Raw genomic sequence first — 14,242 nt, 5'->3', positions numbered from 1 at the left:
ACATTATGCGTTAGTGGTATAAGTCAAATAGTCCAAATCAATAACCGGAGTATCGCACACAATGCGGATCGTGTGCGAACCGGCTGGTAGATCAGCCTTTTGAAACAAAAGCTTTCCCACAGCCGCAGCTCCGTTAACATTTACCTGCTGCACAAACTCATTATCGATATAAACGCTGGCAACACCGAAGTTGGAATCATTTTGTCCATACCAACGGATTTCGCTTCCAGTAAATTCGAACTCGACCGAGGCGCCGGCACTAATGGCATAACGGGCGGTTCCTTCCTGAAAGACGTCATGATAGTCATCATTCCATACGCCTGTATACACCAGTTGGGCGTCCATTGCATCAACAGTAACCGTCGTCTCCGGCGGCGTTGGTTGATCTTGCTCTGGTAGATAAGAAATATAGTCCAAATTGATGTTCCAGGCGTTTTGTACAAGGCGAATGGTATGTTCTCCTTCCTCCAGTCCCGTACGCTCAAACATTAGCTGCCCAGTTGCTTCCTGGCCGTATAGGATTATGTTTTCCACTAACTCTCCGTCTAAATAGACATCTGCAGTGCCAAAATTGAAGCTCATCTCTGCATACAGGCGTACGGCTGTACCACGGAAAGTCAGTTCAGCATAAGCGCCGGCTTCGTCTGTGCGCATTGCGTTTCCCATGTAGAACTCGCTGTTGTGATACTCTTCCCAATTCCCAACATAAGTGATCCGATCCGAGAGCGCATCGACCTTTTCATAGATGGGTTCAAGGGTAGCAGCTTCATATGCAAAGCGGTCAATATCAATCACTCCGCTCTTGCACACAATTTTAATGGTATGCTCGGCAGCCGGAAGATCAAGCGCTTCAAAAAGACATACGCCTGCTTCTGCGGCCCCATTCGCATCAACTGTTGTTTTCAGTTCATCGTCCAAATAAACTTCTGCCGTGCCAAAATTGGTATCCCTCTGGCCATACCAGCGAATGGAAGTTCCAGTAAAGGAGAATACAACCGAAGCATCCGTACTGTTGGTATAACGTGCAGTCCCTTCGCTGAAAGATGCGTTGTTGTCATCATGCCATGTCCCTGTGTAAATAAGAGCCTCGTCTCTGTCATCAACAGAGGTGAAACCATAATCAGGGTCAACAGGTTCTGGATCCGGTTCCGAAATTTCCACCGCTTTAACCAGTAGATAGTCGGAAAAACGTGTATTGAATACAGCGTTATCACCCATCAGGTTTGTTGCCACGACACGATCATTGACATAGTCAACAATCCTATACATTTTATTTGGATCTAGCCCCTTCAACTCAATATCTGGATAGCCAGTGGGGCTATATTTGCTCCCATCTTTGTAGAAGGCATAGTACATAACCCCGTCTTTCTCCACCACATAGGTTTCGTAAGGGTCAAAACCATAACTGTAAAGATCGCCAATAAACCGGCCTTTCTGCAACTGAACTGTATCCGCAATCCCAAGCCATTTTTCATATTCTTCCTTGGCAGTACCGCTAAGGTCACGTTTTTCAATGAGAACAGAGCCCGTACCGACGGCACTTGGATACCAGATGTTATTGTGGTCGGCTGTAACAGGGAAATAATCTCCCATCAGTGCCTTGTAGGCTTTCACGCGTCTCCTTGTTTGATCCACAGAAGTGGGGTCAGCTGTAGCAATCTGTGTCATATATGGTAAACTATAGTAGTCCTGGGGCGTACCGCAGTTGCACAACAAATTGAACACATTGGGGTCGTTGGCCACCATAGCCTCATAAGAGACGCGGTATATCTCGGATTGCTTTTCAGTGGATTCTTCTGGCGAGGCGTGGTTATGTGCAGGATTGTAGCATTCAGGCATACTCCACACATAATCTCCCTTGAAGCCATCGAACCCCCAATCATTCATTGCACGGTTTACAAAGTCAACTTGGCTTGCAATCGCACCATCCGCCATAGGGCAAAGTGCATATCCCAAGCTGGGATTGGTCCCACCACCAGGAGTAGGAAGCCTTGCAGGTCTTCCATCTGCATCCATAACGAAATATTCAGGGTGTTGCTGATAGAGTATACTATCGATCCCGCCGTCACAAGGTCTCCACCAAAGGAGTGCAGTCATACCATGCTCATGAATTGCATCTGTCAGCCGCAACGCATCGGAGGCTCCATTTGGAAACTTTTCTGGATTTAAGGCCCAGTCTCCTGCATTGGTATACCAACCATCATCCAAAGTGATCTGCTTGACTCCGGCTGCCTGAAGTTCATCCAATTTGCCGATTATTAAGTCGATCGTCCAGTTAAACCCCCAGCCCCAGCTTTCCCATCGGAGATCATAGCTGCTATCAGGAATATCCCCAGGTGCAGGCATAATCACGCCCAAGTGATCCATTGCATTTTTGTAACCTCTCAAGCCGTTATAATAGTCACCCGGATGGACTACAGCAAAGCTCTCACCAATTTCGATCACGCTTCCGGCGGCAATGACTTTGCCTGGCCACCCGATAGAAACTTGAGCTGAATCACTGGTTTCCTGAACCGGAGTATGTACCTCCCTTCTGGTTGCAGAAGCATCGCCAACGGTAATCCCTCCATCAGCAATGTAAATATCTGACACAGGAATACTTGCAGCCGTGTCATCCTGTTTATTCTCCCTACTGAACTTGCCAGAGTCGGTCAGGTCAATCTTTTGAAGCGTATCATAGTAGTGCATCGGCCCCTCACCGCCGCCGTTATAGCTCCAGATACGATCTTCCGCACCATAAAGCTCATACACACTGCCAATGAACCAAGACACTTCCACATCAGAAGCTCCTGCCTCATAGGATGTTGCAGTATATACCACACCCTCCTCGATATCAGAGGTCTCCAGCACATAGGTACGAATTAGGCCCGTGCTCATGCTCTGAGAGGTAATGGTCATTCTCTGACCGCTGCCCATCACTCCGCTGGTGCTCTGCTCCACATCACATGAAATATGGCTGAAGTCCTGAACCTCCTGCCCTCCAACCACTGGCCCTCCCAATGGAGAAGGCTTGCTCATCTGGATAAGCCCAGACCCCTCTGTGCGGTACAGAGTGATTGTCTGCCCGTCCGCGTCATAAGTGACGCGCACGCCATTGCCGGCAATGGCATAATCACCTTCTGCAATCAGTCCTGCGTTGCCGGTGTCCGTTGCAGGCGCCGCCGCAAAAGAAGCGGTGGGCAAGAGCTGCAGACACAGCATCGTACTGAGCGTGAGTGATATGAACTTTTTACCACGCATTTCCGAGTCCTCCTTCTCTATAATCCTTTGTGTTGAAAGTCGCCTGCTAGAATCGCTTTATTCTCCCACATACGAAAAATAGTCGAAGTCAACCACCGGAGACACACAGACGATGCGGATGGTATGCTTCCCATAGGCCAGACCGTCCGCCTCAAATAGAAGCTGCTGAGCCGCCGCCGGCCCATACACATTTACCTCCCCTGCCAGAACGCCGTCCACGTATACCTCCGCAGCGCCGAAATTTACATCATTTTGACCATACCACCGAATGGCCGTCCCCACAAATGTGAACTCCACGGACGCGCCGATCTCGTTGGTATAACGGGCCGTCCCTTCATAAAAGCTTCCGTTGCTGTCGCTATTCCATGCACCCGTAAACACCAGGGAAGCATCCCGGTCATCCACCGGGACATATACGGGCGCAGGCTCGATTGGACCATACGCATACACATTGAGTTCGGCGGCAGTACCGAACCCACCTGCGCCGGCAATCGCCTTGAGCTCCAGGCCGACGGCTTCTACCGGTGCAAAGCTCACGGTTTTATCCTTGGCATCGAGCGCCCAGTCTGAGCCGGAGGCGACTAGGTCCTTGCTGCCGTCCTGGTGGATGGCGTATAGCTCATACTCCGAAATTATGCCATTTGTCCCGTTTTGACGTGGGGTATAGACGAAGCGGCCGACGGTATAGGGCTGGTCAAAGGAAACGGTGATACTCTGCGGCAGTTCATCTTTGGGAGCATAGTTGGTATGCCATATTGTGCGGACGTTTCCATCGAGGACATTGGAGGCGGGGCCCTCCGTCGTCCCGCCGTAGACGCTGGTGGCGGTTGCCGTCATATTGGACTGGGGAATCAGCGTGTACGGATTCTCCACCACTGCAATTTCAAGGTCGTCGGACAGGCCCTCCCGGGTCTCCGCCATGATGCGCGCTGAACCGACAGAAACGCCTGTAATGGTTCCAAACTCATCCACCGTCGCCACATCCGGATCACTGGAGGTATATTTCACGACCTGATCAGAGGTGTCCACAGGCGCGAAACTGGTTTCCAGCTTCATGACATCCCCTGTGGGAAGGGAAGTGGTCTCAGCACTCAGCATAAGGGAATTGCCGGAAACCAGGGCGGGCGTCGTGTAGCCGGGGTCATCCAGCAGCACGCGCATCATCTCAACAAAACTGTTTTCCGCATAGCCGATCCTCCAGATGCGGTCATCCTCACTTTTGGCCTGAATGGTCAGATTCCCGGAGGAATCCGCGACCATCTTGTTATTGGTGTCCTTCTGCAGGGCACTGTACCAGACGCGCATGGTACCATCTCCGGCGGAACTGCCTGGCTCATAGTAAAAACTGGAGCGATAGATCTGGAAATCATCCCAACTGCCGTCTGGCCCGGGGGACAGCAGGGGCTTGGTGCCCACCTGCTCCCAGTTGACTCCATCCTTTGATGTGGTCAGGTGCAGGACAGAGCCATCCGGATTTCGGCCGGCAAAGCACTGGGAAATACAAACAAACTCCTTCAAATCTGGAACATACTGGACATCCTGATGCCAGGGGGCCAACTGCTGCCCATTCTCGTCAAGCCCCAGGAAGCCGTTGACGCGGACTGGCTCACCCCAGGTGATCCCGTCGTCCGAATAACGCATTTCCACGAAGTTCGCCTGACCATTCTGATACCCCACGTCGCCGGTATTGTTGGCCCACAGGATGAACACATCCCGGAAGTCATCGTAGACAATAGTGGGAGAGAGCATATCGTAGCGGTCTGGAGAAGCAATGGCGGTAATGAAGTCATCCTCTCCATCCGCAACCTGACGCTCCGCGTCGGAGGTGGGCTTCGACCATACGCGGGTCATCTCATCATAAGTCACGGGGACGCCCCAATGTACGCCGTCATAGGAAATCCGCAGCCGGACTTCGGCCCCAACGCCTCCGCCCTGGTCATCCGCCCAGTTCCAATAGGCCATCATGGCATCGTATTCCGCGTTATAGACCATATCAGCGTCGCAGTTGTGGTAGCGGGTGCTGGGCGGCTGCGGCTCAATGGGATTGGAAAGCCCCTCCGGTTCTACCCAATGCACTCCGTCGCTGGAGGCAACGATGGACGGGTTTTCGTAGATGGAGATCCGCATCACGTTGGGCGTATAAACGGCCCAATAGCGATAGCCGTTCCACGGTTCTTCCAGGACAACTACGTCCGGGTGAGTCACCTGGTCATCGGCATGCGCACTGTCGCTGTAATAGGCGGGAAAATCCTGATATCCGGGGGCCTTGTTCAATGCGGACTCGCTGGAGTCTGCCGCAAGCGCCGCGGTTGGAAATAACTGGGCCGTCACGAGTAGGCCCGTTAGAAGCGAAACAGCTTTCCTTCGATTTCTCATATCCCTTCTATTCCTCCTTTGTAGTCCGTCCTTATCCTGTTAACGACGCCTGATCCGGCAGTTTCATATTTGGAGCTATCCTCTCCCCTCTGTTTTCAAATCGTTTCTCTCAGACAAGGCAAACGATCCTTGTAAGAAAAATTTACAGGGATATGTAGGCGTCCAGGCCCTTGGGCTGGTCGGGGTTTCCGCCTAGGGCAATTGCTTTCAGCAGAGCTGTCATTTGCGCGACATAGATGAACAGAATGCCCCATGCGGCGAACTCGCCGACTTCCGGAATCTGAATATGGGCTGCCGCGTCGTACCTATTTTCTGTGCAGTGGGAAATCGTGACCACAGGGCCGCCGCGCTGAATCACATCTTTCATCATAGCGCTTTGGAGCTTTTCTTCACCGGGCCGCAGCAACGCGAGAGTCAGAGTCCGTTTTCCACTGACCACGATAGGCCCGTGACGGTAATCCAGCAGATGGAAATAGCGGCCTGTCAGCATGGAGATCTCCGTAAAGGCGAGGGCGCCCTCCTCCGCGATGCCGCAAATGGGGCCGTCCGCCAGCACCACCACATTGTCCCAATCAAGGTTTGCGATCTCGGCCAGCACCGGCCGGTACTTCAGCTGAAACGAGGTGCTCTCCCGCATGGCTGCCAGGACACTCTCTCGGAGGCGGTCATCCCTTGCGTATTCCGCCGCCAGAAGCAGTGTGGAGGCATACAGGTTCGTGACAGTTCGGGTCTGGCAGACACTGTCATCATGGCACCAGTTCAGCGTCAGGTTCAGGTCGCACAAGGGCATCAGATCATTCCCATCCTCCGTTGTGATGGACACCGCTGGACATCCGTGAGCCTCTTTGATGTGCTTCAGGGCCCATACCATTTCAGAGGTCTTTCCGGACCGTGAAAGCAGGAGCACGATGCTGCCCTTCACCGTCTCATACCAGAACAGAGGGTCCACAATGTAGTCGCCGGCGGCGATCGCATTTGCGCTGGTTCCCGGGAGCGACGCAAACAGAGATGCTGTGCTCTTCGCCAGCATATAGCTGGAGCCGCAGCCCAAAATGGTAAACTTCTTTTGCTGGTTTTCCTGGAAGAACTGCTCCAGATTTTTTTTGTTCTTCTCAAAGTATTGGCAGGTGTAGTTCAGGGACAGCGGGGTATCCAGAATCTCAGCTTCGGTCAAAAACATAACATCATTCTCCTTCGGACATTTAACTGGGTGATAAAGGGAACCGTTCCATGGCCAACATGAGCGCGCCCTCGGTCGCGGAGTATTTGGGTTCACAAAGTATGCAGTTCAGCTCTTCGGCCTTTTTACGGAGAGGGGCCAGGATGAATTCTCCGGCATGGAAGATACCGCCGGAGTAGGAAACGCTGATGGGCTCGGCGGAGAAACGAAGTTTTGCCTTGAGCGTGCGAATCATGAGCGCCAACTCAAGCGCAGCCGTTTCATACAGCGCGGCAGCGGCTGTGTCGCCAGCCCGGGCGGCCTGTAGGACGTACCGCTGGAACCCCGCGACTTTTTCCCGATAGGGGGCAAATTCCCGGACAACCCGATCAATAAACTGGTAGTCCTCCGTCAGGCCAAACTCCCCGTGGACTAGATCATAGAGCGGACCCCTCGGCAACCGGCCATCGGCCTCTTTGGAAAACAGACTCATTCCCTGCCGACCAATCCAGTAGCAGGAGCCCTCATCCCCAAAAAACTCCACCCACCCCCCACAGCGGGCAAATTCTTTGTCACACCCGCGTCCAAATGCGATAGAACCTGTGCCGGAAACAATATGGATTCCCTCCCCACAGGCGAGGGATCCAGCCCAGCCAACTTCACCGTCATTCACAACATACACTGGGACTGGGGTCAGAGCATCCGTCAGCAGGCGAACGATCTCCCGGTCATTTGCTGGGTTTTCGCCATAACAGGGCATACCCACGCAACACCCGGCACAATCCTGTGGGCTTACCCCGCCCCCGGAGAGGGCCTCCCGTACCACCTTCGTGATCAGGGCAACGGATTCCGGAATACCGATGGACTGATAGGAACAGGTCGGGTAGGTCATGGTTTGGATCGGAACACTGTCAGAGGTGGAGATCGCGACGGCGGTTTTTGTGCCTCCGCCGTCTACCCCGACATACCATTGCTTCATATTGGCTCCTCCATGTGGTACTTTTAACTGTAATAACGCGTGCGGATCGGCTGCTTCTGTATATACTGTATAGTTTTTTGCTAATTTTGTCTATGGTTTTGGGTAAAATAGGCCAACTACCCTCAGTTGTATGCATTTTGAATCGATACAACTGACCTGAGTTGTATCTCTTTTTTTAACAGGGAAATATTTCCTTGTAAATTCACTCCCCATATGATAAAATAATTGGCAAAATAGTAATAGTCTCTAAAAATACTTGTAAGGATCTATGGGTTGATTGGCTATCTGAAGTGACGTGAAGCAGCGGCAAGCGGGGGGTGCGGTATGGCTCAAAGGCCGGTCTATATAGACGTTTACACGGAGATGCTTCGTGATATACAGACGGGGCTCTATCCGGAAAATTCACTGTTCCCCCCCGAAGAAAAGTTGTGCCGGAAGTATAACGCAAGCCGTAGCACTCTCCGGCGTGCACTCAACATGCTGAAAGAAACCGGTGTACTTTACTCGGTCCAGGGTAATGGAACCTATATTAAGCCGTTCGTATTTACCCAGCCCCTATCTGATTTCTACTCGTTTACTGATACGCTTAAAAGCAGCAATATTCTAATTCAGAATTCTGTCATTCACTATGATCTGGTCAAAGCCGATAAGTCTTTGGCGATTGAAACCGGGTATCAGGAGGGAACGGTGTTCCATAAACTGCTCCGGCTCCGCTCGGCCAGGACGTATCCTCTGATGCTGGAAACCACCTTTCTCCCCCAAAGCCGTTTCTTGACGCTGGACACGGAGGCGCTCTCCTGCGGCTCTCTATATGAGTTTTTGCGAGAACAGTATAACTTCCATGCAGATCGGGCCACGGAAAAATTCCGGCCCGTTATGCCGCGCTCAGAAGAAAGGACGCTGTTGCATATCTCATCCAATGTTCCGTGTACTCTTTTGGAGCGATACAGCTATGAGGGCAATGTCCTGATTGAATATACAAAATCCATTGTCCGCGGCGATAAATATGCGTTTCGGATTGAGTTGGCAAACAACTCGGTGATTCCTCTCCCGGAACAAAGGGAGCGCTGAGTACATATTGCATTCCAGTTATCTTTATCCTCACAGTTTTTTGATATTTGTGGTGAGATGGAAAACCAGCCATATGAGTCTGTAGAGGGGAGGACGTGCTGTCCTCCGCATCCAGCCACCGGCGGCAAGGGCCGGGGCCGACCATAGTTCCGCCTATGCTCGGCCGGTATAAAATAAAGCTGCGCCCCATGCCATTCCATTTTCGGACGGCATGGGGCGTGTTTTTTTGTGCGGGAATCACTTTTTGTCGGATAACTTTTAAATTAGATCCAGGAGGTTGGTTTTTCTGCTGGCTTATGCGGCGCAGTCAGAGCACGGTGCGTAGATACTTTTTAAAGAGACGGTCAACGGCCACGAAAGCTGAAAGATACAGGAGACTTTGGACATGGCCGGTGAGCTCCGCTGCAAGGCCATCTGTTATAAGACTGCCCTGCCTTTGATCCGGGGGGGCTCAGCCACAGCCGGGCCGATGTGCGCCGAACGGTGTCCGAGGGACTACGTGTGTGAACCAGTCGTCCCTAATTTCAAGGCGCATCCCGTAGTGGGCCACAAAGAGAACGGTGAGTCCATCTTCCGCTACATCTATACTGATACCCAGAAGGAACTGACAGTTAAGCTCCGGCAGAGTATTGAGGTGTATCAGAGTGTCGAGCTGACTGAGGAGAGTCGGATGGCACTGGGCCAGTGGCTGGAGCAATGGTTGAAAAACATAGCTCCTAACATTCGCCCCTCTACCTTGAGACGATATGAAGGTACCGTGCGGAACCACATTGTTCCCTTTATGGGAGACAAGCCAATCACTCAGATAACCGGAAAAGACATTAAAAAGTTATATGATACGCTGGCTCGTCAGGGAAACCGAACCACAGGAGAGTGCTTGCCAGCAGTACTGTCCGTGGGATTCACTCCATGCTCCATGAAGCACTGGGGGAGGCAAAACAAATTTTAACGGATGAGCAGTTGGAACGATTTGTGGAGATTATACGGGAGGATGCCGTCTGGTATGACTTCTTCTATACAGAACTGACAACCGGACTGCGGCGAGGTGAGATCTGCGGCCTCCAGTGGAGGGACTTTGATGCAGATGATGGAAGGCTCAAGATTTGCCGCGCTGTACATGAGGAGCGTGGCGGAAAACTGACTACTTGGGATACCAAGACATCAGCTGGTGCCAGAACGATCACCCTGCCGCCCAGTACTGTAGAATTGCTCCGGGAGAGGAAAAAGTCCGCTCTGACGGAATGGATCTTCCCCCATCCGTGGAAACCAGAACAGCCTACCCACCCGAGTACTGCCTATGATCGGCTGAAAGCCCTGTTAAAACGGGCGGAGCTGCCTGATATCCGGTTTCATGGTCTGCACCACACTTTTGCCACCCATGCGTTGGCATCTGGTGTAGATGTAAAGACTCTGTCTGGAATCCTGGGACATACCAGGTCGGCGTTCGCCCAAGACACCTACCCACACCACTACGGATATACAAAAGCGGGCGGCTGAGATCGTAGAGGAATTTCTTAAAAATATCTTTGAAGAGGAGTTGAAGCCATGGGAAGAAAGCCAAAAAACGGCGAAGGCACCGCCCAGCTGAGAAAGGACGGCCTTCCCAAGACGAAAAATGTGCTGGCCAAGACCAAAGGTGAGTGCGTGGATAAATTGAAAACACTGAAAGACACCATTGCACCTGCAAATCCGTCCAAGGTTCGGGCAGATATGCCATTTGGGGAGTGTCTGAACTATTGGTACGAAACCTACAGCAAACCATAAATCCGGCCCAGAACCCATCGAACCTACGAAGGGTATCTCCGGCTATACATCAAACCAAGGCTAGGCGATATTCCACTGAACAAACTAACAGAAAATGATAAGCAGCAAATTTGTGTGTGGATGAAGCCAGATGAGCATGCCAATGGAAAAGGTATTGCTGACAGCCAGATTCGATGTTGCCGCAGTCTATGCCGGCAGGCACTGGAGAAAGCAGTTGAGGAGCATTTGATCCTCTGCAACCCGGCCATTGGATGCAAGTGTCCGCCTGCAAAACGAGAAGAGATGAAAATTCCCTCAGGGGAAACTATGCAGAGAGTACTCATCCAGGCCAAAGAGGAAAATTACTATGAACTCTTCCCTCTGGAGTTTGCCACTGGCCTGCGACTGAGGGAACTGGCCGCCCTTCAGTGGGACGATTTGAACTTAACGACTGGAGAGCTGCGGATCGACAAGCAAGATAGCATTGTCGGATCAGAGGTAGTCATCTGTGAACCCAAAACAAAAGCGGCGGTTCGTACCATGATCCTGCCGCCATCCGTCAGGCGAGTGCTGGCAGAGTATAAGACCAAGGTGGATTCACGATGGATGTTTCCATCCCCAAAGAAAGAAGACTTGCCCATGCGTCCATCCTCGCCCCATAAGCGCCTGCACAGAATTTTGGATTATGCGGGATGTGAACGGGTGAGATTTCATGGTCCGTGCCATACTTTTGCAACCAACGCCTAGGCCTACGGAATGGACATCAAGACCCTGCCGACAATTTTGTGTTATGTATCCAGCGCTACTACCCTGAACACATATTCCCACATAACCGACGAGATGCAGCAATTGGCGGCGGAAAAGATTGACCGTGATACCGCGAAAGCAGAGGTCAAACAACCAGAAGAGCGGAGAGAACATTCCATGACAAACTTCCAAGCAAGGAAACGATGGAGTCGCAAAGCAAGCTGAAATGTTGCAAAACCGGCCCGCCGATGGAAGGTGCCCATCCGGCGGGCTGATTTTTTCTGTCTATGGGCAAATTTGTGGTCAAGAAATATTCTCAGAAAATATAAGAGAAGATTTATGCTGAAAATGCGACTGTTTGAGAGATAGCGGCAACTTCCAACGAGATTAGTTGGGAGGCGCTAAACAGTATTGGCACAAACAAAAAAGACGGGCACTCCTGAAAGGGGGTACCCGTCAAGTAGTTAAAGCAGAAATCCGTCTGTGGTATTTCTGTGGTCAAACGAGAAAACGCCGCAGTTTTCACTGCGGCGTTTTCTATGAATGGTGGACCTAATCGGGATCGAACCGACGACCTTACGGATGCGAACCGTACGCTCTCCCAGCTGAGCTATAGGCCCATACAGAGTGCTCTCAGCAAAATGAAAGATCCTTGTCGTGGACACTCAGATATTATAGCATAATTTATCCGGTTGTAAAGACCTTTTTTGAAAAAAGTGAAAAGTGATATTGATAAATGGCGGGAAATGATGTATGATATCAAATACAGCCTTCCGACGGACGGCGCAGAGGCGTCCGGCCCGCGGCAAGGCCGCACTAGTCGGGGAGTTAGCGGTGCCCTGTACCTGCAACCCGCTACAGCAGGGATGAATCCCGGCCCCCGGAACTGCGTTGTGCTGTCTGCCCCAGGTAAGCAGCGATGATGGATCGGTCCCGCGCAAGGCCGCACCGTGAACCGTGTCAGGCGGGGAACCGAGCAGCACTAAGCGGACCGCGACCTGTGCCGCGGGGGTCCCGCTCCTGAGCCGGCTGCCTGGGTAACGGGTATAGCGCAGTCTCCAAAGGCCGGTGTGCGGTCTTGCCACGCGCCGGACGCGGCGGGAGAGGGGCGAAGCGACGCGGCTTTCCGCATCCTCCGCCCCTCTCCTTTTTGATTTGATTTGAGGTGACCGCCCTTGTATCAGGCCCTGTACCGCAAATGGCGGCCCCGCACCTTTGACGATGTGGTGGGCCAGTCCCATATCACCGACACGCTCAAGCGCCAGGTGGCCACCGGCCGGCTGAGCCACGCCTACCTGTTTACCGGCACCCGGGGAACGGGCAAGACCACCTGCGCCAAGATCCTGGCCCGGGCGGTGAACTGTGAACACCCGGTGGACGGCAATCCCTGCAACCAGTGTCCGTCCTGCCTGGGCATTGAGAGCGGCTCCATCCTGGATGTGCTGGAGCTGGACGCCGCCTCCAATAACGGCGTGGACCAGGTGCGCGCCCTGCGGGACGAGGCGGTATACACCCCGGCGGCAGTGCGCAAGCGGGTGTATATTGTGGATGAGGTGCACATGCTCTCCACTGCGGCCTTCAACGCGCTGCTGAAGATTTTGGAGGAGCCGCCGGAGCACCTCATGTTCATTTTGGCCACCACGGAGCTGCACAAGGTGCCGGCCACCATCAAGTCCCGGTGCCAGCAGTTCTCCTTCAAGCGGATTCTCCCCGGCGACATCGCTGCCCGGCTGGCCTATGTGGCCCGGGAGGAGGGCATTGAGCTGCGGGGGGAGGGGGCCAGCCTGCTGGCCAGGCTGGCCGACGGCGGTCTGCGGGACGCACTGTCCCTGCTGGACCAGTGCGCCGGTCCATCCGGCCCCATCGGGGAGCAGGAGGTGCTGGACGCCCTGGGGCTGGCGGGCAACCTGGAGACGGCGCGGCTCATGGAGCAGCTCGGCGGGGGAGACACCGCCGGGGCCCTGGAGACCCTGGCCCGGCTGTACGGCGCGGGGAAGGACGTGGGCTCTCTGCTGGGCGAGCTGTCCGCCCTGACCCGGGATCTGCTCATCCGAAAGACGGCCCCCCAGGGGGGCGCGGCCCTGCTCACCGGCGGCTATGACGAAAATACGATGCGCCGCCTGTCCAACCAGTTCCAGACGGCCCGGCTGGTACAGATGCTGGGCCTGCTTCAGACCACCATCGCAGATCTGTCCCGCAGCGGCAACCGCCGGACGGACACGGAGCTGTGCCTCATCCGCCTTTGCGACCCGGGCCTGGACGAGAGCACCGCGGCGCTGAATGCCCGGCTGGCCCGGGTGGAGGAGCTGCTGGCGGGGGGGATTCCGGCGGCCTGCGCGGTACCGGGGCAGCCCATGAAGCAGTCCGCACCGGCGAAGCGGGAGCCGTCCGCCCCAAGGGTGGAGCCAGTCCCGGCAGAGCGCCCCCCGTGGGAGGAGGAGCGGCCCCCACTGCCTGATGAGCCGGGGGAGCGGGTAGACGTAGACGAGACGCCGGAGCCGTCTGCAGCTCCTGAGGACCGCCTGGTGGCCGGAGAGGCGCCCACCGGCGGAGAAGCCGGCCGGAGCGCCGCGGCCGACCTCTGGCCTGGCCTGGTGGCGGCGGTGCGGGGAAAATTTCCTGCGGTCTACCCCTTCCTGAGCAACCCGGCCATGGTGCAGGGGCGGCTGGAGGACGGGGTGCTCACGCTGTGGGTGAAGGACGAGTTTACCAAGAGCATGGTGGGCGGAGCCTCCATTCTGGAGGAGCTGGGGCGGCTGGCCTCGGCTCAGAACGGCGTCCCGGCGCGCTGCGCGGTCAAGGTGGGGAAGGCGCCCGCTGCCCCGGCCGCAGCGGCACCCGCCCAGGCGGCGGAGCACGACAAACTGGACGATCTGCTGGCGTTCAGCCGGCAGTTTGACAACATCATCATTCAGGAATAAAAGGAG

10 protein-coding genes, 1 tRNA gene, 1 other RNA gene and 1 pseudogene are annotated in these 14,242 nt (G+C 54.2%); 8 read left to right on the top strand and 5 right to left on the bottom strand.

The genetic code is table 11. The features are described from left to right. Positions 1-3: 3 nt before the first annotated feature. The 4 genes from ACESY8_RS05860 to ACESY8_RS05845 form a co-directional block, all read right to left on the bottom strand. Entirely contained in the window at positions 4-3,240 is a 3,237-nt protein-coding gene (locus ACESY8_RS05860) for a type A blood alpha-D-galactosamine galactosaminidase (protein WP_054338393.1), read from the bottom strand. Between the two features lie 57 nt (positions 3,241-3,297). After that, positions 3,298-5,616: a type A blood N-acetyl-alpha-D-galactosamine deacetylase gene (locus ACESY8_RS05855; protein ID WP_009260926.1), complete on the bottom strand. Its 2,319-nt coding sequence runs from the start codon at positions 5,614-5,616 to the stop codon at positions 3,298-3,300. Positions 5,617-5,758: 142 nt separating this feature from the next. After that, a complete protein-coding gene (locus tag ACESY8_RS05850) occupies positions 5,759-6,796 on the bottom strand; it encodes an SIS domain-containing protein (RefSeq protein WP_007492281.1) in 1,038 nt (345 codons plus the stop codon). 22 nt (positions 6,797-6,818) lie between these two features. After that, positions 6,819-7,754 (bottom strand): N-acetylglucosamine kinase, encoded by a 936-nt coding sequence (locus ACESY8_RS05845; RefSeq protein WP_054338392.1) that lies wholly within the window; start codon positions 7,752-7,754, stop codon positions 6,819-6,821. Between the two features lie 324 nt (positions 7,755-8,078). Between ACESY8_RS05845 and ACESY8_RS05840 the strand changes: the two genes are divergently transcribed. The 6 genes and pseudogenes from ACESY8_RS05840 (at position 8,079) to ACESY8_RS05815 (ending at position 11,315) form a co-directional block, all read left to right on the top strand. Further along, the gene (locus tag ACESY8_RS05840) at positions 8,079-8,825 is read left to right on the top strand and encodes a GntR family transcriptional regulator (RefSeq protein ID WP_007492285.1); all 747 of its coding nucleotides are present in this window, start codon (positions 8,079-8,081) and stop codon (positions 8,823-8,825) included. A 385-nt stretch (positions 8,826-9,210) separates the two neighbouring features. Continuing rightward, positions 9,211-9,774, top strand: coding sequence for an N-terminal phage integrase SAM-like domain-containing protein (locus ACESY8_RS05835; RefSeq protein ID WP_054338391.1), 564 nt, complete (start codon positions 9,211-9,213; stop codon positions 9,772-9,774). Further along, on the top strand, positions 9,735-10,322 hold the full coding sequence (locus tag ACESY8_RS05830) for a site-specific integrase (RefSeq protein WP_080568035.1): 588 nt from the start codon (positions 9,735-9,737) through the stop codon (positions 10,320-10,322). Before ACESY8_RS05835 ends, ACESY8_RS05830 begins: the two co-directional genes overlap by 40 nt. A gap of 48 nt (positions 10,323-10,370) precedes the next feature. Next, positions 10,371-10,589: a hypothetical protein gene (locus tag ACESY8_RS05825; RefSeq protein WP_007492291.1), complete on the top strand. Its 219-nt coding sequence runs from the start codon at positions 10,371-10,373 to the stop codon at positions 10,587-10,589. Further along, positions 10,590-10,685 (top strand): annotated as a pseudogene (locus ACESY8_RS05820) (tyrosine-type recombinase/integrase); the annotation flags it as partial. A gap of 24 nt (positions 10,686-10,709) precedes the next feature. Continuing rightward, a complete protein-coding gene (locus ACESY8_RS05815) occupies positions 10,710-11,315 on the top strand; it encodes a tyrosine-type recombinase/integrase (protein WP_434307944.1) in 606 nt (201 codons plus the stop codon). A 544-nt stretch (positions 11,316-11,859) separates the two neighbouring features. On the opposite strand, the gene ACESY8_RS05810 is transcribed toward ACESY8_RS05815, so the two are convergent. Further along, positions 11,860-11,935 (bottom strand) — tRNA-Ala (locus ACESY8_RS05810). A gap of 191 nt (positions 11,936-12,126) precedes the next feature. Between ACESY8_RS05810 and ffs the strand changes: the two genes are divergently transcribed. Together ffs and dnaX are read left to right on the top strand one after the other, a co-directional pair. Next, positions 12,127-12,391: signal recognition particle sRNA large type (ffs, locus tag ACESY8_RS05805), an RNA gene on the top strand. A 99-nt stretch (positions 12,392-12,490) separates the two neighbouring features. Next, positions 12,491-14,236 (top strand): DNA polymerase III subunit gamma/tau, encoded by a 1,746-nt coding sequence (gene dnaX / locus ACESY8_RS05800; protein WP_195447348.1) that lies wholly within the window; start codon positions 12,491-12,493, stop codon positions 14,234-14,236. The last annotated feature ends 6 nt before the right edge of the window (positions 14,237-14,242 follow it).

Origin of the sequence: Clostridium sp. ATCC BAA-442 (assembly GCF_964239415.1) — a bacterium.
GTDB lineage: Bacteria > Bacillota > Clostridia > Oscillospirales > Oscillospiraceae > Flavonifractor > Flavonifractor plautii.
Note: the sequence above shows the minus strand (reverse complement) of the source record. Positions and strands in the feature narration are given on the sequence as shown.

Bases quoted from the DNA above. Each gene is read 5' to 3' on its own strand.
- ACESY8_RS05845 (WP_054338392.1), bottom strand. From the start codon at position 7,754: ATGAAGCAATGGTATGTCGGGGTAGACGGCGGAGGCACAAAAACCGCC.
- ACESY8_RS05850 (WP_007492281.1), bottom strand. From the start codon at position 6,796: ATGTTTTTGACCGAAGCTGAGATTCTGGATACCCCGCTGTCCCTGAAC.
- ACESY8_RS05855 (WP_009260926.1), bottom strand. From the start codon at position 5,616: ATGAGAAATCGAAGGAAAGCTGTTTCGCTTCTAACGGGCCTACTCGTG.
- ACESY8_RS05860 (WP_054338393.1), bottom strand. From the start codon at position 3,240: ATGCGTGGTAAAAAGTTCATATCACTCACGCTCAGTACGATGCTGTGT.
- ACESY8_RS05825 (WP_007492291.1), top strand. From the start codon at position 10,371: ATGGGAAGAAAGCCAAAAAACGGCGAAGGCACCGCCCAGCTGAGAAAG.
- ACESY8_RS05815 (WP_434307944.1), top strand. From the start codon at position 10,710: ATGAAGCCAGATGAGCATGCCAATGGAAAAGGTATTGCTGACAGCCAG.
- ACESY8_RS05835 (WP_054338391.1), top strand. From the start codon at position 9,211: ATGGCCGGTGAGCTCCGCTGCAAGGCCATCTGTTATAAGACTGCCCTG.
- ACESY8_RS05840 (WP_007492285.1), top strand. From the start codon at position 8,079: ATGGCTCAAAGGCCGGTCTATATAGACGTTTACACGGAGATGCTTCGT.
- ACESY8_RS05830 (WP_080568035.1), top strand. From the start codon at position 9,735: ATGCTCCATGAAGCACTGGGGGAGGCAAAACAAATTTTAACGGATGAG.